This is a genomic window from Blautia pseudococcoides, from assembly GCF_001689125.2.
Classification (GTDB): domain Bacteria; phylum Bacillota; class Clostridia; order Lachnospirales; family Lachnospiraceae; genus Blautia; species Blautia pseudococcoides.
Map to the genome: position 1 here is coordinate 4,327,046 of NZ_CP015405.2, position 24,432 is coordinate 4,351,477.

The 24,432-nt window shown below is 47.3% G+C and carries 22 protein-coding genes; 20 read left to right on the forward strand and 2 right to left on the reverse strand.

The genetic code is table 11. From position 1 onward, the window contains the following. Positions 1 to 3 precede the first annotated feature (3 nt). The 13 genes from A4V09_RS20430 to ftsH all read left to right on the forward strand — a co-directional run bounded on the left by A4V09_RS20430 (position 4) and on the right by ftsH (position 13,452). A complete protein-coding gene (locus A4V09_RS20430) occupies positions 4 to 681 on the forward strand; it encodes a hypothetical protein (protein WP_065543939.1) in 678 nt (225 codons plus the stop codon). A gap of 13 nt (positions 682 to 694) precedes the next feature. Then, on the forward strand, positions 695 to 1,072 hold the full coding sequence (locus A4V09_RS20435) for a type II secretion system protein (RefSeq protein WP_065543940.1): 378 nt from the start codon (positions 695 to 697) through the stop codon (positions 1,070 to 1,072). A 22-nt stretch (positions 1,073 to 1,094) separates the two neighbouring features. Beyond that, on the forward strand, positions 1,095 to 2,285 hold the full coding sequence (locus A4V09_RS20440; RefSeq protein WP_065543941.1) for a type II secretion system protein: 1,191 nt from the start codon (positions 1,095 to 1,097) through the stop codon (positions 2,283 to 2,285). Next, on the forward strand, positions 2,282 to 2,479 hold the full coding sequence (locus A4V09_RS26230; RefSeq protein WP_157123564.1) for an isocitrate/isopropylmalate family dehydrogenase: 198 nt from the start codon (positions 2,282 to 2,284) through the stop codon (positions 2,477 to 2,479). Before A4V09_RS20440 ends, A4V09_RS26230 begins: the two co-directional genes overlap by 4 nt. Positions 2,480 to 2,645: 166 nt before the next feature. Continuing rightward, positions 2,646 to 3,977 carry a type I glutamate--ammonia ligase gene (gene glnA / locus A4V09_RS20445; RefSeq protein ID WP_065543942.1) on the forward strand — a complete coding sequence of 444 codons (1,332 nt, stop codon included), beginning with the start codon at positions 2,646 to 2,648 and terminating at the stop codon, positions 3,975 to 3,977. Between the two features lie 18 nt (positions 3,978 to 3,995). Next, positions 3,996 to 4,547: an ANTAR domain-containing response regulator gene (locus A4V09_RS20450; protein WP_065543943.1), complete on the forward strand. Its 552-nt coding sequence runs from the start codon at positions 3,996 to 3,998 to the stop codon at positions 4,545 to 4,547. A 52-nt stretch (positions 4,548 to 4,599) separates the two neighbouring features. Next, positions 4,600 to 5,814: an LL-diaminopimelate aminotransferase gene (locus A4V09_RS20455; protein WP_065543944.1), complete on the forward strand. Its 1,215-nt coding sequence runs from the start codon at positions 4,600 to 4,602 to the stop codon at positions 5,812 to 5,814. 85 nt (positions 5,815 to 5,899) lie between these two features. Further along, on the forward strand, positions 5,900 to 7,231 hold the full coding sequence (aspS, locus tag A4V09_RS20460) for an aspartate--tRNA(Asn) ligase (protein WP_065543945.1): 1,332 nt from the start codon (positions 5,900 to 5,902) through the stop codon (positions 7,229 to 7,231). A 19-nt stretch (positions 7,232 to 7,250) separates the two neighbouring features. Beyond that, positions 7,251 to 7,547, forward strand: a complete 297-nt coding sequence (gene gatC, locus A4V09_RS20465) for an Asp-tRNA(Asn)/Glu-tRNA(Gln) amidotransferase subunit GatC (protein ID WP_065543946.1) — start codon at positions 7,251 to 7,253, stop codon at positions 7,545 to 7,547. A 27-nt stretch (positions 7,548 to 7,574) separates the two neighbouring features. Further along, a complete protein-coding gene (gene gatA, locus A4V09_RS20470) occupies positions 7,575 to 9,044 on the forward strand; it encodes an Asp-tRNA(Asn)/Glu-tRNA(Gln) amidotransferase subunit GatA (protein ID WP_065543947.1) in 1,470 nt (489 codons plus the stop codon). Further along, positions 9,044 to 10,492, forward strand: a complete 1,449-nt coding sequence (gene gatB / locus A4V09_RS20475; RefSeq protein WP_065543948.1) for an Asp-tRNA(Asn)/Glu-tRNA(Gln) amidotransferase subunit GatB — start codon at positions 9,044 to 9,046, stop codon at positions 10,490 to 10,492. Before gatA ends, gatB begins: the two co-directional genes overlap by 1 nt. Positions 10,493 to 10,646: 154 nt before the next feature. Further along, entirely contained in the window at positions 10,647 to 11,426 is a 780-nt protein-coding gene (locus A4V09_RS20480) for a hypothetical protein (RefSeq protein WP_065543949.1), read from the forward strand. Positions 11,427 to 11,589: 163 nt separating this feature from the next. Then, on the forward strand, positions 11,590 to 13,452 hold the full coding sequence (ftsH, locus tag A4V09_RS20485) for an ATP-dependent zinc metalloprotease FtsH (protein ID WP_065544891.1): 1,863 nt from the start codon (positions 11,590 to 11,592) through the stop codon (positions 13,450 to 13,452). Between the two features lie 76 nt (positions 13,453 to 13,528). Here ftsH and A4V09_RS20490 read toward each other — a convergent pair whose 3' ends face one another. Beyond that, the gene (locus tag A4V09_RS20490; protein ID WP_065543950.1) at positions 13,529 to 14,860 is read right to left on the reverse strand and encodes a uracil-xanthine permease family protein; all 1,332 of its coding nucleotides are present in this window, start codon (positions 14,858 to 14,860) and stop codon (positions 13,529 to 13,531) included. Positions 14,861 to 15,224: 364 nt separating this feature from the next. Between A4V09_RS20490 and A4V09_RS20495 the strand changes: the two genes are divergently transcribed. Continuing rightward, positions 15,225 to 16,181, forward strand: a complete 957-nt coding sequence (locus A4V09_RS20495; protein WP_065543951.1) for a 3'-5' exonuclease — start codon at positions 15,225 to 15,227, stop codon at positions 16,179 to 16,181. 128 nt (positions 16,182 to 16,309) lie between these two features. On the opposite strand, the gene A4V09_RS20500 is transcribed toward A4V09_RS20495, so the two are convergent. Then, positions 16,310 to 17,806 (reverse strand): D-alanyl-D-alanine carboxypeptidase family protein, encoded by a 1,497-nt coding sequence (locus A4V09_RS20500; protein WP_065543952.1) that lies wholly within the window; start codon positions 17,804 to 17,806, stop codon positions 16,310 to 16,312. Positions 17,807 to 17,987: 181 nt separating this feature from the next. Between A4V09_RS20500 and A4V09_RS20505 the strand changes: the two genes are divergently transcribed. The 6 genes from A4V09_RS20505 to ileS all read left to right on the forward strand — a co-directional run bounded on the left by A4V09_RS20505 (position 17,988) and on the right by ileS (position 24,416). Then, the gene (locus A4V09_RS20505; protein ID WP_065543953.1) at positions 17,988 to 18,365 is read left to right on the forward strand and encodes a GntR family transcriptional regulator; all 378 of its coding nucleotides are present in this window, start codon (positions 17,988 to 17,990) and stop codon (positions 18,363 to 18,365) included. After that, positions 18,362 to 19,243: an ABC transporter ATP-binding protein gene (locus A4V09_RS20510; RefSeq protein ID WP_065543954.1), complete on the forward strand. Its 882-nt coding sequence runs from the start codon at positions 18,362 to 18,364 to the stop codon at positions 19,241 to 19,243. Before A4V09_RS20505 ends, A4V09_RS20510 begins: the two co-directional genes overlap by 4 nt. A gap of 2 nt (positions 19,244 to 19,245) precedes the next feature. Further along, complete coding sequence (locus A4V09_RS20515) at positions 19,246 to 19,905, forward strand: hypothetical protein (protein ID WP_065543955.1); 660 nt, start codon at positions 19,246 to 19,248, stop codon at positions 19,903 to 19,905. A gap of 12 nt (positions 19,906 to 19,917) precedes the next feature. Beyond that, positions 19,918 to 20,628, forward strand: a complete 711-nt coding sequence (locus tag A4V09_RS20520; protein WP_065543956.1) for a hypothetical protein — start codon at positions 19,918 to 19,920, stop codon at positions 20,626 to 20,628. Positions 20,629 to 20,638: 10 nt separating this feature from the next. Continuing rightward, on the forward strand, positions 20,639 to 20,866 hold the full coding sequence (locus A4V09_RS20525; RefSeq protein ID WP_065543957.1) for a hypothetical protein: 228 nt from the start codon (positions 20,639 to 20,641) through the stop codon (positions 20,864 to 20,866). Positions 20,867 to 21,299: 433 nt separating this feature from the next. After that, a complete protein-coding gene (gene ileS / locus A4V09_RS20530; protein WP_065544892.1) occupies positions 21,300 to 24,416 on the forward strand; it encodes an isoleucine--tRNA ligase in 3,117 nt (1,038 codons plus the stop codon). Positions 24,417 to 24,432 lie beyond the last annotated feature (16 nt).

The following is a 24,432-nucleotide window of genomic DNA, read 5'->3' on the forward strand; positions in this document are numbered from 1 at the left end:
GCTATGAAAAAGAGGTCGTTAAGAAATAATAAAAATGGTTCTGGGCTTATTATTGCCATAGCCATAATGGCGGTACTTATGATGCTTAGCCTGGCCTTGCTGCTGGTGTCTTTTTCTCTGTATTCTACAGCCAGAAGACAGCAGGATTCCGCCCAATGCCGCGAACTGGCCCAATCTCTGAGCAAGGAATTAGAATATGAAATTACAATCCCGTCAACAGAGGCCTACAAGAGCGGAGCGGCAGAAAAATACCCTTTGTGGTTTTATTTAAGATTTAATGTATGGCAAAATAGTTGGAAATATTTTAACAATGATGAGAGAGGGCATATGGCGGAGTATGCTTATCGGCATTTTAACGTAGGATTTACAGCTAATTTAAACAAGGAACTGACAGATGGGATGTCTGTATTAATGTATTGGATAAGTGAAGATGAGGTCAGTGATAAGAATGGAACTCAACTGGTAGTATCTGTTACAAGTGAAAAGGGAAAAGCCAAAACAACAATTACCTCCTATTTTGAACTTAATGTCACAGACAGTAAAGAATTACCAAAGGAAGATGAGGATGATTATGATGCACTTTCCGGTGGGCAGGAATTTGAAAAAAAGAATATTGATCCGGACGGAAATACAATTGATGAAGGTGAGATATGGAGCTGGGAATTAAGTGAGCGGGAGTAGAAGGTGTGATGAAATGATGAAGAACAGAAAGAGCGGAACGACAATGATAGAGACTTTAGTTGCATTTTTAGTTGTTGTATTGATCACTGCAATGTTTTCAAAGGTGGTATCAGTTTCAGTGCATATGTTAAATTCTTCTCGGAAGGTGTTGGCTAATACAGAAAAGTTTAATGAACAATATTATAAATATGAAAATTTAAACAATATGAAAACCTCTTCTATGGACTTATATTTGGAGATTGACAAGGAGCAGGCAACTGTACTAAATGGTGCATCTTATGTAGAACTCAACTTGAGCAGAGAATCCGGATTAAAATATAACGTAAACGATTGGGGTACAGGGTTTGTAATGTACACGTTTGAAGTGCCAGAAGCGTCAACTGGGAAATAAAAAGTATTCATAGGGGATTGATATGAACCGCGGCAGACATAAAGAAAGATATAATAAATATACGGTACTAAAATTAAAAAAGACCTTCAATAGTAAAAAGGGGGTTACATTAATTGAATTGATAGTGACATTTGCGCTTATCAGTTTATTTATATTGCTTTCCACCCAAGTTATTTCCTCTGCTATGAACGTTTATTATAAAATCCAAAGCATTAATTATGGCAGGCAGGTATCGGATACACTTATGGATAAAATAGCCGGAACTATATCTGCAGCTCAGGTGAATATCGAACGAGTGAACATTGAAAATGAGGAATTAAATACAAAATATACATTGCAGATCGAGGACGATATGTCCAAGATAGATTTGTATAATGGAAGTGGGAGTCACATCTACATAACAAATACAAAGCCAGATACAGGTGGTGATAAGCAATTGGTTATTCATTATTACCGGGTTGAATCTGTTTTGAATGATAGTAATAAGAAATTAGTTTATGAGCCGATAGACTGGACTTTTGATAAAAAAATGTATCTTGATTATAAAATTACTAAGTTGGAATTTTCATTAGCGGATCCCGATGGTATAATATATCCCGAAAATGTAATTAGAATTCATTTAGAGATAGACCACAAAAAGTTTGGCAGTTATTCGACTACAAGATATGTGGAGTGTTATAACTTCCAGGATAAAGATGATTTTGAGAAAATTAAAGGTCCTGGGAAAGCTGAATCGGGTGGTGAGACGCCAACACCAGACCCACCAGAAAATAGCCAAACTTATCCGGATACAGATATTGTAGTGAAAAATGATTATTGGCCGACAGCGGAAGATTTTGCAGATAATGAAAATAAAATAATAGTTCTTAAGCCGGGTAATATTTTCAAGTATTCATATGGTGATGTTGATAAGTATTATGTCATGGTAGGAGAAAGAGACCTGAACAATTGGAATTATAAGACACCTGCGGATTACATAGCCAACGGTAATAATTTAGAGTTTGAATTGACAGGGACGATCCATGAGTATTCAAGTGACGATGATATTAAAACTAATGTGAAGCATGGTGATCTATGTATATGGGGCGGGGAATATTATGCTTATAAAGGATATGATGAAGAAGTGAAAAACCCCGGCATCCAACCAGAGTCCTGGATAAAAATTGTCAATGACAGGATAAAAGATGGGCCCGCGATCCGGACACGGGAATAGAACCTGAAGCATTTGGCGCCTCCTGGAGTCCTCTCGTTCACGGTTCAGCACCGGATGTTGCGGGGAAAAATGTGGCGAACCCTGCCGCGGCTGTCTGGTCAGGAAGTCAGATGCTGGATTATCTGGGGGAGAGAAGATTAAATCCTTATATTGACAATTCTAACTTCCCTTGCTATAATACCAACCATAAATGAAAGAACAAGGGCGTTCTTATTCGGAGGGTACTCTGGATAAGCACGCCCATTTTTTATCCAAAGATCACAAACCAGACAATTTTACCAAAACCGGACCCATCGCCCGCCTCCTAAGCACCCGTATCCGGTTCCATTCCTATCATCCATCAAGAGAGGAGATAATACAATGCAAAACTACACCAGGGAAGCAATCCTGCGCATGGCAGAGGAAGAGGACGTAGAATTCATCCGCCTGCAGTTCACCGATATGTTCGGGACATTAAAAAATATTGCGATCCCATCCAGCAAGTTAGAAAAAGCCATGGATAACCGCTGCGTCATAGACGCGTCCTCCATCGGAGGTTTTATCCGGAACGAGGAGGCAGATATGTATCTGCATCCCGACCTGTCCACCTTTACAATCCTTCCCTGGCGCCCCCAGCAGGGAAAAGTGGCCCGGTTTATCTGTGATATTTATCAGGAAGACGGTACACCCTATAAAGAAAGCCCCCGATTCATTTTGAACCGTGTTGCAGCGAAAGCCGCGGAGATGGGATATTCCCTTATGGTGAACCCGGAATGCGAGTTTTTCCTTTTCCACACAGACGATAACGGTATGCCCACAACCACAACACATGAAAAGGCGGGATACATGGATCTAAGTCCTGTGGATCTGGGTGAGAATGCCAGACGAGACATGGTGCTGACTCTTGAGGAGATGGGATATGAAATTGAATCCTCCCACCACGAAATAGCCCCCGGACAGCATGAAATTGATTTCCGGTTCTCCGATGCCCCGGAGACCGCCGATAAAGTAATGACCTTCAAGGTGGCTGTGAGAACCATAGCAAAGCGCCACGGCCTTCACGCCACCTTCATGCCCAAACCAAAAGCAGGCGTCAACGGTTCCGGTATGCATGTGAACATGTACCTGATGAAAGACGGAAAGAACATCTTTTCAGACCCGTCTGATGACCTGGGACTGAGCCGCGGGGGATATTCCTTCCTGGCAGGCATTTTTGCGCATATCAAAGGTATGACCGCCCTGTGTAACCCGCTTGTTAATTCCTATAAAAGATTAGCCCCCGGTTTTGAAGCACCCTCAGACATTACCTGGTCATCCAAGCAGCGCACCGCATTGGTACGGGTACAGACCCAGCGGGACGAAGGAGCAAGGCTGGAGCTGAGAAGCCCGGATTCTTCCTCCAATCCATATCTGGTATTTGCACTGTGTCTGGCGGCAGGTCTGGATGGGATCGAAAAGAACCTGCAGGCTCCAAAAGAGCTGAAAGAAAATATCCGGAAACTCTCCAGGGAGGAGAAGGAGAACGCAGGCATTGATACCCTGCCGGAAAATCTCAGCGAGGCACTGGAGGAATTTAACAGGGACCCTCTCATGAGAGCCGTGTTGGGCGATACTTTTACAAAGTGCTATGTGAAAGCGAAGAAAAAAGAGTGGGAGAGTTACATGGAACAGGTTTCTGAGTGGGAGATCGAACAATATCTGTACCGTGTATAAAGGAACAGGAGGCAGTGCATGAGCATCATCATTATCGTGTTACCGAAACCGGAAGATGCAAAGAAAATACGGAAAATCCTCATACAGCATGGATTTGAAAATACCGTAGCATGTACAACTGCCGCCCAGGCTTTGATCGAAGTGAACAAACATCCCGCAGGACTGGTGATCAGCGGTTATAAGCTGCCCGACATGTATTACCGGGAGTTGGCAGAATGTCTGCCCGGATTTTTTGAAATGCTGCTTATCGGTTCTGCAAATGTGGTCAGCTCGGCAGGATCAGGGATCATGGCAGTCACCATGCCTATCCGTATTTATGAACTGGTAAACACTGTGGAAATGCAGCTTTACCAGATTGAGCGCAGACAAAAAAAAGTAAAGAAAAAGCCAAAACCGCGGTGTGAGCGGGACCAGAACTATATTACAAACGCGAAGCTCCTTCTGATGGACAGAAACCATCTCACAGAGGAAGAGGCATACCGTTATATACAAAAATGCAGCATGGACAGTGCTACCGGCATGGTAGAGACAGCGCAGATGATACTGACGCTTATCTACGATGAAGTATAAAGAGGAACGGCAGCAAAGCCTGTACCAAATCGTCATAAAGGAGAAATGTGATATGTTTACGATCAACAATAATTATCTGAAACTTCAGGGCAGCTACCTGTTTTCCAATATAGCAAAAAAAGTGGCTGACTATCAGCATCAAAACCCTAATGCAGACATGATCCGGCTGGGGATCGGTGATGTCACACAGCCTTTGGCACCGGCTATTATAAAGGCACTTCACAGCGCAGTGGATGATATGGCAAATGCGGAGACATTCCATGGCTACGCTCCGGATAAAGGTTACGATTTTCTGAGAAATGCCATTGCGGACAATGATTACCGAAATCGTGGCTGTGATATTGAAGCAGATGAGATTTTTGTATCAGATGGAGCAAAATGTGACTCCGGAAATATCCAGGAAATTTTCGGACCGGATAATAAGATCGCTGTCTGCGACCCGGTATATCCTGTGTATGTAGACACGAATGTCATGGCAGGCAGAACAGGTAATTATAATCCGGACGCACAGAATTATGACGGTATGATCTACATGCCCTGTGTGGAGGACAATCATTTTGTCCCTGAACTTCCAAAGGAAACTCCGAATATTATTTATCTGTGTTTCCCGAATAATCCCACAGGAGCAGGGATCACAAGAGCAGAGCTGCAGGAATGGGTGGATTATGCCAACCGCGTGGGCGCGGTGATCATTTACGATGCAGCATATGAAGCATATATAACAGAAAAAGACGTACCTCACAGCGTGTATGAATGCAAAGGTGCGAGACATTGTGCCATCGAACTTCACAGTTTTTCAAAAAATGCCGGGTTCACCGGAGTCCGTCTTGGCTACACAGTAGTGCCAAAAGATCTGAAATGCGGCAGTGTATCCCTGCATGACCTCTGGTCCAGAAGGCATGGGACCAAGTATAATGGCGCGCCGTATATTGTACAACGGGCCGGGGAAGCTGTTTACTCCCCGGAAGGAAAAGAGCAGTTGAGAGCCCAGGTGGACTATTATATGAAAAACGCGAAGGTGATTTGCGAAGGCTTGAAAAATGCAGGATACTCCGTATCCGGCGGCATCAATGCCCCGTATGTGTGGCTGAAAACACCCGGCCGGTTAAGTTCCTGGGAGTTCTTTGATGAACTTCTCAGCAAAGCAAATGTGGTGGGAACACCCGGCAGCGGTTTTGGAGCACACGGAGAAGGCTATTTTAGACTGTCAGCCTTCGGAACCTATGAAAATACAGTGAAAGCGATCGAACGGATCACAAAGATGTGATCAATAATATCCTGTCCCCAGGTATCTGGATTTTTCTGGATATCCCCGGGACTTTTTTAATTTATAGAAAAAGGAGAACTGTGATATGGAATTTGCAGCAGGTATTTTAAAAAAGGAAACACTGGAGCTTCCGCAGATACTGGAAGTTAAAGAATCAGACCGGGAAATCCTGGTGGAGGGAACTGTTCACAGTATCAGAAATATGGGAGAGATCGCCTTTGTGATCCTGAGAAAAAGAGACGGTCTGCTGCAGGCGGTATGGGAGGAGGGGAAGACAGATCTTTCCATTTGCCATTTGAAGGAAGGAGACTGTGTCCGTGTCTCAGGTACCATTCATGAGGAGGAAAGAGCGCCGCATGGAAAGGAACTGCGGCTTTCAAAGGTTGAGATCCTGTCATCTCCCGCCGCGCCTCTTCCGCTTGCCATAGACAAATGGAAGCTGAACACATCTCTGGAGACTAAACTGAACCTGCGCCCCATATCTCTGCGGAATATAAAGGAAAGGGCCCGTTTTAAGATTCAGGAGGGTGTGTGCAGGGCCTTTCGTGAATTTTTATACAGCCAGGGATTTACGGAAGTACATACTCCGAAAATAGGATCAAAAGGGGCGGAGGGCGGTTCCAGCCTTTTTAAATTCAGTTATTTCCACAAGCCCGCCATTCTGGAGCAGAGCCCACAGTTTTATAAACAGATAATGGTGGGGGTATTTGACAGGGTGTTTGAGACGGGCCCTGTGTTCCGTGCGGAGAAGCATAACACAAGGCGGCATCTGAACGAATATACCAGCCTGGATCTTGAAATGGGGTATATTGACAGCTTTATGGATATCTGTGCCATGGAGACAGGGTTTCTCCGGTATACAATGGAGCTGCTGAAAAAAGAATACGCCAAAGAGCTGAAGATTCTGGGGATCAGGCTGCCGGGAACCGATAAAATTCTCTGTGTCCGTTTTACCGAAGCAAAAGAGCTGGTGTCTGAAAAATACCGCAGGAAAATTAAAAATCCGTTTGATCTGGAGCCGGAGGAGGAGGAACTGATCGGTCGGTACTTCAAAGAGGAATATGATTCGGATTTTGTGTTCGTCACACATTATCCCTCCAAAAAAAGGCCCTTTTATGCAATGGATGACCCGGAGGATGAACGGTTTACCCTGAGCTTTGATCTGCTGTTTAAAGGTCTGGAGGTGACAACCGGGGGACAGCGTATCCATGACTACAATATGCTGACCGGGAAATTGGAGAGAAGAGGCATGAGCCGGGAGGGGATGGAGCAGTATCTGGATACCTTCAAGTACGGTATGCCACCCCATGGGGGCCTGGGTATTGGCCTGGAGAGGCTTACCATGCAGCTTTTAGGTGAAGATAACGTGAGGGAAGCCTGTCTTTTCCCAAGAGATATGAACCGGCTGGAACCGTAGAGAAAAGGAGAATATTGTTATGGCAAAACAGATCATAGATGATACCGTTATGGAAAATGTGGAAATTTTGGCAAAACTGGCCCTCAAACCCCAGGAGCGGGAAGCCGCCAGGGAAAAAATGCAGGAGATGCTGGATTATGTAGATAAATTAAATGAGCTGGACACAGAGGGAATCCAACCGCTTTCCCACACCTTTCCGGTGGAAAATGTTTTCCGGGAGGATATTGTAACAAACGGGAACGACCGTGAGGCCATGATAAAAAATGCGCCCAGGAGCAAGGACGGCCAGTACCAGGTACCGAAAACAGTGCAGTGACAGCGGTTGAAGATGGAGGTTAGGGATATGGAGATCAAAGAAATGACAGCCCTCACTCTGGGCCGGGCCATTAAGAGCAGAGAGGCAGGCGTCAGGGAAGCGGTGAAAGCATCTCTGGACCAGATCGGAAAGGTGGACAGCACACTCCACGCCTTTCTGGAGACAGATGAAAAGAAAATATATGACAGGGTGAAAGAGGTAGAGAGCGGTATAAAAACAGGAAAATATACAGGCCCTCTCGCCGGTGTTCCTGTGGCGGTAAAAGACAATATTTGTACCAGGGACAGAAAGACCACCTGCGCGTCCAGGATTCTGGAAAATTTTGTTCCGCCATACGATGCGGAGGCTGTACGCAGAATGGAAGATGCGGGAATGATCGTCATTGGCAAAACCAACATGGATGAATTTGCCATGGGCAGCACCTCAGAGACCTCAGCCTATGGCATTACCAGAAATCCCTGGGATACAGACAAAGTGCCGGGCGGTTCGTCAGGAGGCTCCTGCGCGGCGGTGGCAGCGGATGAAGTGTTCGCCGCATTAGGAAGTGATACAGGCGGTTCTATCCGTCAGCCGGCCGCTTACTGCGGTGTGGTGGGAATAAAGCCCACCTACGGAACCGTATCCAGATATGGCCTTATAGCATATGCCTCATCCCTGGACCAGATTGGACCGGTGGGAAAGGATGTGTCCGACTGTGCGGCACTGCTGGAGACTGTGGCAGGGTATGACCCAAAAGACAGCACTTCCGTGATGCGGAAGGATCTGCAGTTTACCGGATATTTGAAAAAGGATTTGCGTGGAATGAAGATTGGGATTCCCAGGGAATATCTGGCGGAAGGTCTGGAGAAGGATGTGAAGAGGGCGCTTGTGGATGCGGTGCACCTGATGACAAGAAACGGTGCCATTGTGGAATTCTTCTCCCTGGGCCTGGTGGATTATGTGATCCCTGCTTATTATATTATCGCCTCAGCGGAGGCAAGCTCCAACCTGGCCCGTTTCGATGGCGTAAAATATGGTTACAGGACAGAGGTGTTTGAGGGACTTCACCACATGTATAAAAGAACCAGGGCTGAGGGCTTCGGGGAAGAGGTGAAGCGCCGGATCCTGCTTGGTTCTTTTGTGCTGAGTTCCGGCTACTATGATGCGTATTACCTGAAAGCCCTGAAAGTAAAGGCAATGATAAAGAAAGCGTTTGACCAGGCTTTTGTTAAGTATGATATGCTGCTTGCGCCTGCGGCTCCTTCTACCGCGCCAAAGGTTGGGAGCAGCCTTTCGGAACCGCTGAACATGTATCTGAGTGACATTTATACAGCAGGGGTTAATCTGGCAGGCCTTCCTGCCATAAGTGTTCCCTGCGGCAGGGACAGCAGTGGCATGCCTGTGGGACTGCAGTTTATCGGGGATTGTTTTCAGGAGAAAAAAATCATACAGGCCGCATATGCCTATGAACAGATCAGGGGAGAGTTTCCCAAAGCACACGGAAAGGGGGTAAAATAATGGGAAAGCAATATGAGACAGTCATTGGCCTGGAGGTGCATGTGGAGCTTGCTACGGCTGCAAAAATATTCTGCGGGTGCTCTGCAAAATTCGGTGGGGCGCCCAATACCCATACTTGTCCGGTATGTACCGGAATGCCCGGGTCCCTGCCTGTCCTGAACAAACAGGTGGTAGAGTATGCCCTGGCCCTTGGGCTGGCTGCCAACTGCCGGGTAAACCGCACCTGTAAATTCGACCGTAAGAATTATTTTTACCCGGACAATCCACAGAACTACCAGATCTCCCAGTTATATCTCCCCATCTGTTACGGCGGATTTCTGGAAATTGAGACGGCATCCGTGAAGAAAAAGATCAGGATCCATGAGATGCACATGGAGGAGGATGCCGGAAAGCTGATCCATGATGCCTGGGAAGACTGTTCCCTTGTGGACTACAACAGAAGCGGTGTACCGTTGGTGGAGATCGTATCTGAACCGGATATGAGGAGTTCTGAGGAGGTTATTGCTTATCTGGAAAAACTGCGCTTGATCTGCCAGTACCTTGGTGTCTCGGACTGTAAACTTCAGGAGGGATCTATGCGGGCGGATGTGAATCTGTCTGTGCGGGAGGCCGGGAGCAGTGAACTGGGCACCAGAACGGAGATGAAGAACTTAAACTCCTTTAAGGCCATTGCCAGAGCTATTGAAGGGGAGCGTGAACGCCAGATTGAGCTTTTGGAAGAGGGGAAATGCGTGCAGCAGGAGACAAGAAGATGGGATGACAATAAGGAATATTCTTATGCTATGCGTTCAAAAGAGGATGCCAAGGATTACAGGTATTTTCCTGACCCTGATCTGCCTCCTGTTGTGATCAGTGAGGCGTGGACAAAACGGATAAAAGAGCGGCAGCCCGAGCTTCAGGAGGAAAAGGCAGGGCGCTATGAGAAAGAATTGGGTTTGTCTGCCTATGACGCCTGGCTTTTAACACAGTCCAGATACCTGGCAGATTTGTTTGAACAGACAGTCAGCCTTCTGGAAGAGAAAAAGATTGCCGGCGGGCCTAAAAAGGCAGCCAATTGGTTTATCGGTGAGACCCTGAGGCTATTAAAAGACAGAGGAATGGAAACAGAAGAGATCCGCTTCACACCCGGGCATCTGGCGGGCCTGATCGCAGTCTGTGAAAAGGGGGAGGTGAACAACCGGACGGCAAAAAAGGTGTTTGAGATCATGTTTGACAAAGATATAGACCCGGTTTCTTATATAGAAGAAAACGGTCTGAAGTCTGTCACAGACACAGGCGCGCTGGAGCGTGTGGTGGATAAAGTGCTGGCCGGGAATCCCAAGACAGTGGAGGAATACCAAACCGGGAAAACAAAGGTTCTAGGTTTTCTTGTAGGCCAGGTTATGAAAGAGATGAAAGGAAAGGCAGACCCACAGACGGTGAACCGGCTTTTGAGTGAAAAACTGTGATCCTGCAGAGTAGAACTTTACAACTTATTTTTAATCGCTTATACTGTCTTTAAGACTATCCGGGTAATAGGATAAAACAGCAGCACAGCCGCTGCAGTCATTCCGCGTTTGTATTCTGAACGCGGCATGTGGACGGAAAGAAAAGGAGACAGTTATGGAGATCAGGGAATTTCAGGAAAAGCTCAAAGAAACACTGGAGCTGGCTGTAAGAAACGGAAAAAAGATACACGCAGATACAGTGGAAGAACTTTTTGCCGGAAACGGGCTCACAGAAGGTCAGATACAGAAAGTATATGAATACCTGGCTGTTCAGGGAATCCAGGTGGAGGGAAAGAAGAGGCAGACAGCAGACGCACCTTCGGAACAAGGAGAAATTGATCCAGGCGGGAATGAGGACAGTGGGGAAAAAGAAGAAAAAGCTGCGTTATCCCAGGAAGAACTGGAATATCTGGAGGATTACGAGAGCATACTTTCTGATATACCCAAAGAGAAGCCCGGGGAGAGGGAAAGCCTTTATAAAGGGGTATTGAACCATGAGGATGCGGCAAAAAAACGTCTGGCAGAGCTGTATATGTCTCAGGTAGTAACAACGGCAAGAGAGCTGAAACACAGGGAAGTCTTTATCGGTGATATGATAGCAGAGGGAAATATCGGTCTGCTGAGTGCCATTGAAATGCTTCATGAGGCCCAGGACATCCACGCATTCCTCTGCGGGGAGATCAGAAATGCCATTCTGCTCATGCTGGAAGAGCAGACGGACCGGAAGCAGGGGGATGATATCCTTGTGGAGAAAGTACGTGATCTGGAGACAAAGATCAAAGAACTTCTGGAAGACGAGGAGGTCAAATACAGTGTGGATGAACTGGCTGCCTTTCTGGACATGGACGTGGATGAAATACAGGCTGTGCTGCGGCTGACCGGTGACGATAAATAGGAGGGCGGAACAAGGGACTGTGCTGTGTGGAAACGGTGAACAGCAGCACTTCATATATTTTTTATAGAATAAACATAGCCAATTCATTGAATAATTCACAAAAAAGTGGCATACTTAAACCATAGATTTCCCAATGGATCAGGAAATCATGGAGGAAAAACAGATGGAAGTGAAAGACAAAAAACCTAAAAAACCAATTATGTTCTACTATGCCATTGTCATAGTCGTTCTGATTCTGCTGAATACCCTGCTTGTGCCCTCGATCGCGGAGCGGAGTATCAAGGAAGTCAGATATGATGAATTTTTAAATGATTTGGACGGCGGCAAGATAGATGAGGTAAAACTGGATGATGACACCATTTATTATACCGTGAAAGACGGCGATAAGACACAGGTTTACAAGACGGGAAGAATTAATGATCTGCAGGAGGTTGAACGGCTGGATAAAGCGGATGTGAAATTCGCCAAGGAGATTCCCACAAGGCAGTCCCCAATCCTCACCTTCCTGCTGTCCTGGATCATCCCCATTGCTATTTTCTTATTCATCGGTAACTGGCTGAGTAAGAAGATGATGTCAGGCATGGGCGGGGGAGCCGGGGCCATGAGTTTTGGAAAGAGCAATGCCAAGGTCTATGTAAAATCTACCAATGGCATTATGTTCTCAGACGTAGCCGGGGAGGACGAGGCAAAGGATCTGCTGACAGAGATCGTGGACTATCTCCATAACCCTGAAAGGTACCGGGAAATCGGTGCATCCATGCCGAAAGGCGCCCTTCTGGTAGGCCCTCCGGGAACAGGTAAGACGCTTCTGGCAAAAGCCGTGGCAGGCGAGGCCAACGTTCCCTTTTTCTCCATATCGGGCTCTGAATTTGTGGAGATGTTCGTTGGTATGGGTGCTGCCAAAGTACGTGATCTGTTTAAGCAGGCCAATGAAAAAGCACCCTGTATCGTATTTATTGATGAGATTGATACCATTGGTAAGAAGCGTGACGGCAACATCAGCGGCAACGATGAGCGTGAGCAGACACTGAACCAGCTTCTGACCGAGATGGACGGATTTGACGGTTCCAAAGGTGTCGTGATCCTGGCGGCAACGAACCGTCCCGATTCCCTGGATGCGGCTCTGCTCCGTCCGGGTCGTTTTGACAGGCGTATCCCTGTGGAACTTCCTGATCTGCAGGGGCGTGAGGAGATCCTGAAAGTCCATGCCAAAAAAATCAAAATATCCGACAACGTGGATTTCCGTGAAATTGCCAAGGCTGCATCCGGCGCATCGGGAGCGGAACTGGCTAATATTGTAAATGAAGCGGCATTGAGGGCTGTTCGTGACAGAAGAAAGTTTGCCACACAGGCAGATATGGAGGAGAGCATTGAGGTGGTCATTGCAGGATACCAGAAGAAGAACCGTGTGCTTTCCGAGAAAGAGAAACTGATCGTTTCCTACCATGAGATTGGCCATGCGCTGGTAGCTGCCATGCAGACAGATTCCGCACCTGTCCATAAGATCACCATCATACCCAGAACTTCGGGAGCCTTGGGATACACTATGCAGGTGGAGGATGGGGAACATTTCCTTATGTCAAAAGAGGAACTGGAAAATAAGATCGCTACGTTTACAGGCGGGCGTGCGGCGGAGGAATTGATTTTCCATTCCGTTACAACGGGTGCGTCCAATGATATCGAGCAGGCGACCAAATTGGCAAGAGGCATGATCACCCGGTTTGGTATGAGCGACGAGTTTGATATGGTAGCCATGGAAAATGTGACAAACCAGTATCTTGGTGGTGATACCTCCCTGGCATGTTCCTTTGAAACCCAGACCCTCATTGATAAAAGGGTGGTGGAACTGGTGAGAGAACAGCATGAGAAGGCATATAAGATCCTGCAGGAGAATATGGGAAAACTGCATGAGCTGGCAAAACACCTGTTTGAGAATGAGACCATAACAGGAGAAGAGTTTATGAGGATCCTCCATACCCCGCTTCCTCAAATAGAGGAAAACCGGGAACCACAGGCAGCAGAATAAATAAACCGGCCCCTGTTGTTATACGCGGAACAGCGAATATAGCTGTCCGGTATATAACAACAGGGGCCGGTTTTACTTATTCTTCTTTGGGCAGGATGATATTCAGCAGTATAGCGATCAGGGTCGCCAGCACAACCGGAGATTTGCCGAAAATCATGGTTACCCAGCTTGGGAAGGTGGCAAGGGCTGCAGCTGCCTGGGAAATTCCCATTCCAAGTGCAGCTGCCAGGCCTACAATGGAAGTGTTCCTGTAGTTCATATCCTCAGAGGTGATGAGCTTCATACCTGTCATTGCAATGGAGGCAAACACAGATACAGTAGCGCCGCCCAGAACGCACTGGGGAATGGTGGTGAGCAGTGCGGAAAACTTGGGAATCAGTCCCGCCACACCCAGGATAATGGCTGCCAGCCCCAGAACACAACGGTTCACCACCTTCGTGGTTGCCACAATACCTACATTCTGGCTGTAGGTAGCTGTGGGAAGTCCGCCGAACACGGCACTGATAATATTCATAATCCCGTATCCCACAATGCCGCCCTGCAGCTCTTTGTCACTGGGTTGTCTGCCAAGCCCGCCCACAGTCGTTGCCGTGAAGTCACCGATGGCCTGGACGGAGTTGATGGCAAAGAGAAGGCCGATGGCTACACAGGATGACACCTCAAAATTAATGCCGAAATGCATAACCTGCGGGAGCTGGAACACGCTGGCGGATGCCACGCTGCTGAAACTGACCATGCCGAAAAAGGCGGAGACCACGTATCCGGCAACCATACCGATCAGGATAGAAGCCAGCTTCACAATGCCTTTTCCAAAGTGGTTCAGTACAGTTACGACCACAAGAGTAAATATGGCTACTGCCCAGTTCTGCCAGGAACCGTAGGTCTCGCTGCTGGTACCGCCTGCCATATAGTTGATGGCAGTGGGATACAGGGACAGGCCGATGGTAAACACAACAGTCCCGGTGATCAGAGGTGGAAAGAACACCCTGATCTTCCGGACAAGCAGTCCCACAACAATAGCTACACAGCCGCCCGCGATCTGAGATCCAAGTATGGTCGCAACACCATACCCCTCGGCAATGGCCTGCATACTGGGCACATAGGCAAAGCTGACGCCCATGATGACCGGCAGGGAGGAACCGATGTGGAATCCGCTTTTGGTGCCCAGAGGAAAAAGCTGGAGCAGTGTGGAAATTGCGGACACAAAAAGAGCTGCCTGGATAAGGATGACCTTGTCTCCCTGAGACATACCTCCTCCGCTAACAGCACCTGAAACAATAATGGCCGGTGTAACACAGCCAACGATCATGGCGACTACATGCTGCAGTGCCAGCGGCAGTACCTGCCGGAACGCGGGAATGCCTTCCAGTTCAAAGATACTTCCTTTACCGATTTCCATTCCTTTCATTATGTAATTACCCCCATTTGATTTTCCGAAACATCATGGCCCGGAGTGTTTGAAATTTCCTTCCTGTTATCTGTCCGCCCCACTCTTGTGGTCAAATTGCTGTCCCTGGAAACATTTTATGAAACACGATATGTTAGATTACTATAATATTAGCAAATGGGCGGACTATAGTCAATGGAAAAATACAAAATATTTTAGATAATCTAAAAATTTTTGTATAATATGATTGAGAATGCCATGTTGCACCTTACAGAGAATAATGGTAAAATCAAAAAAGATGCTTTCCGGTTACCGGACACTGAGTGGACGGTAACGCTTTCCAAGAGACAGGAACAAATATAAAAGAGAGCTGCAGGACTTAATTATGAACTATATTGTATTTGATTTGGAATGGAATCAGTGCCCCTACGGAAAGGACAGGGAGAATAAACGGCTGCCCTTTGAGATTATCGAGATAGGAGCGGTGAAGCTGGATGAGAACAGAAATATGACGGACCAGTTTCATGAGATTGTCAAGCCTTCTGTGTACCACAGGCTGCACTACCGCACAAAAGAAATACTACATATTGATAAACAGACACTGGAAAACGGGGTACCATTCTCAAAGGCGGTCCGCAGGTTCCTGAACTGGTGTGGAGAAGATGTGATGTTCTGTACCTGGGGCCCCTCCGATCTGGTGGAGCTGCAGCGTAATATGAAATACTACAGGCTGACTTACCTTTTGGAAGGTCCTCTCCGCTATTATGATGTGCAGAAGCTGTTCGGCATTGCATGTGAGGGTGACAAGACCAGCCGTTCCCTGGAATACGCCATTGACTATATGGAGCTTAGCAAAGGAGAAAACTTCCACAGGGCCCTGAACGATGCTGTCTACACCGCCGGGATATTCGCACGTCTGCCCATGGACACAGTGAGAAAGTTCTTTTCTATTGACTGCTATCAGAATCCCAAGTCAAAAAGCGAGGAGATCCACACGGTATTTGATGACTATTCTAAATACATCTCCAGGGAATTTCCTACAAAAGAGGAGACCATGAAAGACCGTGAAGTGGTGAGTACACGTTGCTTTTTCTGCGGAAAAACCGCCAAGAAGAAGATTCGCTGGTTTTCCCTTAATCCCAAGACCCACATGTGCCTGGCCTTCTGCCCTGAACACGGTTACTTCCGCGGCAAGGCAAGACTAAAAAGGACAGATGAGGGGAACTATTATGTGGTCAAGACCGTAAAGAAGATCAGCGAGGAAGAGGCAGAGGAAGTAAGACAGAAACGGGATGTGCTGAGAAAAAAGAGACGCGCAAAGAGACATCAGGATTATTATTAGAAGGAAAAACCCCATCGGAAAGCTGCCGGGAATCGGCGGCCTTCCGATGGGGTTTTGCTATTGGTCATTGTCCGGCATCTCCGGGCCTTTGCCCAGTAGAATGTGGGTGCCTGTCTTCACATCACTCATCATTTTTTATTCTTTTTGCTTCTCTTTCTCCGGTGTCTCTTGATTTTTATGATTAGAAGCACAATATAGAAGATCACCGCAGTTACCAGGAAAATAAGCGCCGGATATTTCCATTTGGGCATGTTCTGGAAATTATATTTGAGTTCCTGAAAAAAATCGCCCAGGGAAGAGGATGAGGTCTTAGGCGTTCGGCCGGCAGAGGCGCTGCTTTGAGCTGCCGCCCTGGCTGTATTGGCAGGGGAACTTTTGGCTGTTTCCAGAAATTCCGACAGTGTAAGGGTTGGACAGACTTCCGCATGGCTGACAGCCAGGAGCTGTTCCCCCAGATAGTACTCTGTGGTCTGGTTCTTCTTATCTAAGCTGGTCTTCCTGGTCAGATCCTCAACAGGCAGGTCTGCGGGCAGGTCTACCGTCACGGTATCTGTAAAGCGCGTCATCATTTTGGATTTTGTCAGGTTATATAGATAGCGTTCAATGGGCAGAGGCTTCAGGCACTGGACTTCCCCCTTCTGGGCAAGAACCGCCTTGTGAAAATTGGAGAAGCCATAGTCGAGCAGTGCTGCAGTGTCCGGGTATTGATAGACGGCATTGTCGGCCAGAACAACGGAGATAAGGTACATGCCGTTTCTCTGGGCATAGGTCACCAGGGTATTTCCCGCATCACTGGTATATCCGGTCTTCCCTCCCAGGCAGCCGTCATAATGCAGATCCCCTGTTACCAGCATTTTGTGATGGTTGTTCAGCCAGCGTTCTTCATCTGTGATGTTTGTCTTGGGTTCAATGTAGTATTCTTCGCCAATGATACTGCGGAAGGTTTCATTCTTGAACGCTTCCCTGGCAATGTTGGCGAGGTCCCTGGCTGTGGTGTAATGTTCCGGGTCGTGGAGGCCGTTGGCGTTGACAAAATGGGTATTTTTGCAGCCCAGCTCCTCAGCCCTGGCATTCATCATATTTACAAAGTCAGGGATACTGCCGCCCACGAATTCTGCCACACCGGAGGAGACTTCATTGGCAGAAGCCAGAAGGATGGCGTACAGACTTTGTTCCATTGTAAGTATTTCACCCGGTTTGACGCCGATATGTGTGCTGCCGGGTTCAATGCCGTTTACAGCTTCGGCTGAGAAGGTGACCTGATCTGTAAGGGCGCTGTTTTCGATTGCCACCAGGGCGGTCATGATTTTTGTGGTACTGGCCGGATAGCGTTTTTCATCAATACCTTTGGCATAGAGTATCTCACCTGTCTCTGCATCCATGAGGATGGCAGTTTCCGCCGCTACCTGAGGGCCTGTGGGCCAACCGGGAGTGGCATCGGACTGGACTTCCCAGTTGTAGCTGTCAGGCGGGGCGTTTGGGTCCTTTGGCGTTTCAGCCGCATTTGGGCCGGCAGGAGCCTGCGCTGTGTTCTGCTGTGCTCCGTATATGGTGGTCCGGCCGCTGCCAAGGAGCAGGCAGGAGGACAGGACCAGGGCGTTTATCCATAATCTGGGTCTTTTCACAATAAAATCCTCATTTCTTAAAGGCTTTAATCATTATAAGAGATTTTTTCCCCGGTTACAAGCCCTTTTCCCAAACAAAGCTATTGACAAAATAGTGTATTAGTGTTATGGTTAATTACACAAGTAATGAACCATATGACCAATGCACGATACATATTCTTGAAAGAGAGGAGTGGGATACTTGCAGGAATTACTGAGTCAGGAAAAGTCCATATATTTACAGATCAAGGAGATGATAGAAAATGACATTATCCGTGACATCCTGCTGGAAGAGGAGCGGGTGCCCAGTACCAACGAGCTGGCAAAGCTCTACGCCATTAACCCGGCAACGGCGGCTAAGGGTGTGAATCTTCTGGTGGATGAAGGTACTTTGTACAAGAAAAGGGGGATTGGAATGTTTGTTGCAGCGGGAGCAAAGCAGAGTATTGTAAAGAAAAGAAAAAACAGGTTTTTTGATGACTATATCAGGAGCCTTCTGACAGAAGCAGCAAGCCTGGGAATTACCAAGGAGGAGCTGATAGATATGATAGCAGCTGGAAAAGGGGAGGAAGTAAAATGAGTGAGATGGTTTTAAAATGTGAGAATCTGGTAAAACGGTATAAAGATAAAAAGGCATTGGATAACGTAAGCCTTACCCTGGAGAAAGGGAAGATATATGGACTGATCGGAAGAAACGGCGCGGGCAAGACAACACTTTTATCTATTCTGACGGCTCAGAATCCGGCCACACACGGAACGGTCACATTGGCCGGACAGCCGGTCTGGGAGAATGAGTCCTCCCTTTCTCATCTTTGCTTTTCAAGGGAGATAAATGCAAATGTGAATGCCGGCGGGATCGGCGGGCTGAAGATAAAAGATTATCTCAAAATGGCAGAGACATATATGCCTCATTGGGATAAGGAGATGGCGGAACATCTGCTGGACATTTTCCATTTGGACAGGAAAAAAAGAATTTCCAAGCTCTCAAAGGGCATGACCTCTATGATCACCATAATTGTGGCGCTTGCCAGCAAGGCGGAATTTACTCTGCTGGATGAACCCGTGGCAGGACTTGATGTGGTGGCGAGAGAGCAGTTTTACAGAATCCTGCTGGAGGAGTATACAGAGACAGGGCGTACCTTTGTCATATCCACCCACATTATCGAGGAGGCAGCAGACTTGTTTGAGGAGGTTATTATCCTGCACAACGGCAGGATGCTTCTGAAGGAAAACACCCAGGAACTTCTGGAAAGCTGTGTGCATGTCAGCGGGAAAGGGGAGGATGTGGATGGGGCAACAGCAGGGCTTGTCAAATACAGGGAGGAGAGCATCGGAAGGAGTAAAAGTGTGACTGTAAAGCTGGAGCCGGGACAGAGGCTGGAGAGCACGGAGAATGTTACGGTACAGCCTATGAATCTCCAGAAAATATTTGTGGCAATGTGCGGCGGGGAGGTGTAGCAATGAAAAAATGGAGAATGTTCATTGAATCAGCGTTACAGGTTATAGGAATGTCCATTGTGGTAGTGCTGGGGATCACACTGCTGACCGGAGGGCAGATCCACATGGGGCTTTCTGATTCATCGGGTGGCCAGGTGGTTTCTGATCTGCCTGCCAAAATGATCTTTGTCAGTATCTTTATCGGGTCAGTAACTTCCTCCAGTGTCTATTCAAGCTATATACCTGCCGCCATGTGCCTGAACTGCAGGCGTATAGATGTATTGATAGGAATGCAGACCATGAAGTTTATAATTGCCGTGCTTATGGCTGTCATCACTATACTGCTGTTCCAGATTGGCGGCTGGCAGTTTATGAATGGGGATGTGAGACTGGAACTGGTGGCGATCGCATTCTGTGCTATGATACTCGTTGTGTCTCTGGGGGAGGTTGTGGGACTTATTTATCTGCGGTTTCACAAGATAGGCATGATGATCATGGTAATGTTTTTCGCGGCAGGCGGTGGGGCTCTTGGGGTATTTGTAGCCATGGATCTCAAGAAAAGCATTTCTTTTAATTTTGAGTTTGCCAACATTCTTTTATACGCAGCCATAGCCGCGGCAGTGGTATGGGTATTGGATATTTTCATTTCAAGGCGCCTGCTTGCAGGTCTTGAGGTCCGGTAGAGGAGGAGAATTATGTGGAAATCAATAAAAGGCCAGGTAAAACTGGAGCTTTGTGACATAAGTGTTTATCTTGCCACGGAGATTGGATTGTGTGTACTGGGTATGGCGATTATGATCTGTATACAGATTTTTGGTCATGAGAAAAGTTATTTTCTGATAGGCAGCATGATAGCCACGTTAGGAGTGCTGTTCATGGTGTTGTTTGGAAATATATTCGGCATGTGTATGGGATTTGATGTGGCAGTCAGTATGGGAAAGACAAGACGGTATTATGTGCCGTCAGCGGTGATCACTTACTTTATGATGACTTTGCTGCTGGTGGCTGGGCTGTTTGTGCTCATTAGGGTGGAGACAGGGGTGTACGCCATTCTGTTCCCGGAAAAAATAAAGGAGAGCATCCCCGTGCTGACAAAATTCACACTGCCCTGGGTCGTGGGCCTGTCTGCAGTGTTGACCGGATGTGGAGTACTGGGGGCTGCGGTAGTCAGACAGTTCAGAAGAGGAAAGATCATTATCCTGGCAGCCTGGCTTCTCGGCTGCTGGACCATACCGGGTGCCACAGACAGCAGGGACAGAAATATCCTGGACCGCATAGGGAATGCATGGGGACAATGGTTCGCGGGTTTCCAGCTTCCGGTACAGATCAGTATGCTGGTGGGGGCAGGGGTTATTTTCACTGTGACCGCTTATCTGTTGTTTCGGAAACAGGCAGTGCAGTGGTAGGATTGTTACTATGCCTAAGAATACATTCAATAGCTGTGGAGCAGAATATCTATATCTTCCAAAATCGCTGAAAACTACAGATGAGAATAATGGTTTCTATACATATTTACACGATGTTAAAAAAATTTATTATGGCGGCAGCGAAGAGGAATGGGCAACGTTGACCAATAATGCAGAACGAATGGATATTGATGCAACAGAGATTATTTATAATGCTGATCCGGAGGATTTGAAATAATAGCCATTGGCGGAGATGACGGAAAGACAAAATGTTAGAAATTCTCCCATATCCCTTGACATTTTCTTCCCTATCTATTTATAATGAAATTTGATAACGACAAAGACGATGATGGAGACAGTGTTCTGCATGAGAAAACCACAGCGAGCCGGGGAAGGTGCAAGCCCGGTATGAGTATCAGCAGAAGAATATCACTCCGGAGCCGCTGCCTGAAATATAAGTAAGGGATGCCGGATTTCCCCCGTTAAAAGGAACGCGTATGATAGTATGTGTGAGAGGTGGTTAAACGATAGCTGAGGCTTTCGTCCTGTTGCAGGGCGGAGGCCTTTTATTATTGTACCGGGAAGTCCAGGGACATCCCGATCCAACAATAAAGCCCTCCGGGCAGGGTTCATATAAAAATCCCCCAGGCACAGAGAAAGGAGAATTAAACATGTATCAGAAAGTCCCCACGAACATGAATTTTGTGGAAAGAGAAAAAAACATCGAGAAATTCTGGGAAGACAACGAAATTTTTAAAAAGAGCATGGAACACAGAAAAGAAGGTGAGACCTACACTTTCTATGACGGCCCGCCCACAGCCAATGGAAAGCCCCATATCGGCCATGTTCTGACACGTGTTATCAAAGATATGATCCCCAGATACCGCACCATGAAAGGCTGTATGGTGCCGAGAAAAGCAGGGTGGGATACCCACGGCCTTCCGGTGGAGCTGGAAGTGGAAAAAATGCTGGGACTGGACGGAAAGGAGCAGATTGAGGAGTATGGCCTGGAGCCGTTCATCAATCACTGCAAAGAGTCTGTCTGGAAATACAAAGGAATGTGGGAGGATTTCTCAGGTACCGTAGGATTCTGGGCAGACATGGACAATCCGTATGTCACCTACCACGATGATTTTATTGAGTCCGAATGGTGGGCATTAAAACAAATCTGGGACAAGGGTCTTTTGTACAAGGGCTATAAAATCGTTCCTTACTGCCCGCGCTGTGGAACCCCCCTCTCCAGCCATGAGGTTGCCCAGGGATATAAGGACGTAAAAGAACGCTCCGCGATCGCCCGCTTCAAAGTAAAAGGCGAGGATGCCTATATTTTAGCATGGACCACAACACCATGGACACTTCCGTCCAATGTGGCACTGTGTGTGAATCCAAACGAGACTTATGTAAAAGTAAAATCCGGTGAATACACATATTACATGGCAGAGGCGCTTCTTGATAAAGTTCTGGGCGAGGGAAATCACCAAATCCTGGAGCACTATACAGGAAAAGATCTGGAGTACAAAGAGTATGAACCTCTCTTCCCTTTCGTAGAACTGAAGAAGAAAGCATATTATGTAACGTGCGATACTTATGTAACGCTGACAGACGGTACCGGTGTGGTCCATATTGCACCTGCCTTTGGTGAAGATGACAGCAAGGTGGGAAGAGCATACGACCTGCCGTTCTTACAGTTAGTAGATGAAAAAGGTGAGATGACAAAGGAGACCCCATGGGCAGGCACCTTCTGCAAAAAAGCAGATAAAGAAGTGCTTGTGGACCTGGAAAAACGCGGTCTGCTTTTAGACGCGCCTGTATTTGAACACAGCTATCCTCACTGCTGGAGATGTGACACTCCGCTTATCTACTATGCGAGAGAGTCCTGGTTCATCAACATGACAGCCGTGAAGGAGGACTTGATCCGCAACAATAACACCATCAACTGGATTCCGGAGAGCATCGGCAAGGGCCGTTTTGGAGACTGGCTGGAGAATGTACAGGACTGGGGTATCAGCCGTAACCGCTACTGGGGAACCCCGCTGAATGTGTGGGAATGTGAATGCGGACATATGCACTCCATCGGAAGCAAAGAAGAGTTAAAGGCAATGTCCGACAACTGTCCGGATGACATTGAGCTGCACAGGCCATACATTGACAATGTCACCATCCGCTGCCCGAAATGCGGCAAAGAGATGCACCGTGTGCCTGAGGTGATCGACTGCTGGTTTGACTCCGGTTCCATGCCCTTTGCACAGCATCACTATCCATTTGAGAATAAAGACCTGTTTGAGCAGCAGTTCCCGGCAGATTTCATCTCCGAGGCTGTGGACCAGACAAGAGGATGGTTCTACTCCCTGCTGGCTATCTCCACCCTGATCTTCAACAAGGCTCCCTTTAAGAACGTTATCGTTCTGGGCCATGTGCAGGATGAGAACGGACAGAAGATGAGCAAATCAAAGGGCAACGCCGTAGACCCGTTTGAGGCTCTGGATACTTACGGGGCTGATGCCATCCGCTGGTATTTCTATGTAAACAGCGCACCCTGGCTGCCAAACCGTTTCCACGGAAAGGCTGTACAGGAAGGACAGCGTAAATTCATGGGAACACTGTGGAACACCTACGCGTTCTTTGTGCTGTATGCAAATATCGACAACTTCGACGCTGCAAAATACAAACTGGAATACGACAAGCTTCCGGTCATGGATAAATGGCTGCTGTCAAAATTGAATACCCTGGTGAAAACCGTGGATGACAACCTGGCAAACTACCGCATCCCTGAAACAGCCCGCGCGCTGCAGGAGTTTGTGGATGAGATGAGTAACTGGTATGTGAGAAGGAGCCGTGAGCGTTTCTGGGCAAAAGGTATGGAGCAGGATAAGATAAATGCTTATATGACCCTGTACACAGCCCTTGTGACTGTTGCGAAAGCTGCAGCGCCTATGATTCCGTTTATGACAGAGGATATTTACCAGAACCTTGTGAGAAGCATTGATAAGGATGCACCGGAAAGTATCCATCTGTGTGATTTCCCGGAGTCCAATAAGGCATGGATTGATGAAGAACTGGAAGCGGACATGGAAAATCTTCTGGAGATCGTAGTCATGGGCCGTGCATGCAGAAATGCGGCAAACATCAAGAACCGCCAGCCAATCGGTAAAATGTTCGTGAAGGCAGCCTTCCAGCTCTCTGGCTTCTATCAGGAGATCATAGAGGATGAGCTGAATGTGAAGAAAATGAGCTTCACAGACGATGTGAGGGATTTCACATCCTACAGCTTCAAGCCGCAGTTAAAGACCGTGGGACCTAAGTACGGCAAGCATCTGAACAGTATCAGGGCAGCCCTGTCAGCCATTGACGGCAATGCAGCCATGGATGAGCTGAAGGCCGGCGGTGAGCTGAAACTTGACATAGACGGTCAGGAAATAGTATTATTAGAAAGTGACTTACTCATTGACACTGCGCAGATGGAAGGATATGTTTCCGAATCAGACAATGACATCACGGTTGTACTCGATACAAACCTGACTCCGGAATTAATTGAAGAGGGCTTTGTGAGAGAGATCATCAGCAAAGTCCAGACCATGCGTAAAGAGGCTGGTTTCGAGGTAATGGATAAAATCAGGATCTCCCTTACAGGAAACCAGGTGATTGAGGGCATCTTCCGCGCTCACGAGGCGGACATCAAGGCAGAGGTACTGGCAGAAGACGTCAACTACAATGAAGTAAGCGGCTATACAAAGGATTGGAAGATCAATTCTGAAAGCGTGACATTAGGCGTGGAGAAGATTTCATAAGGAATCTTCCCGGCCG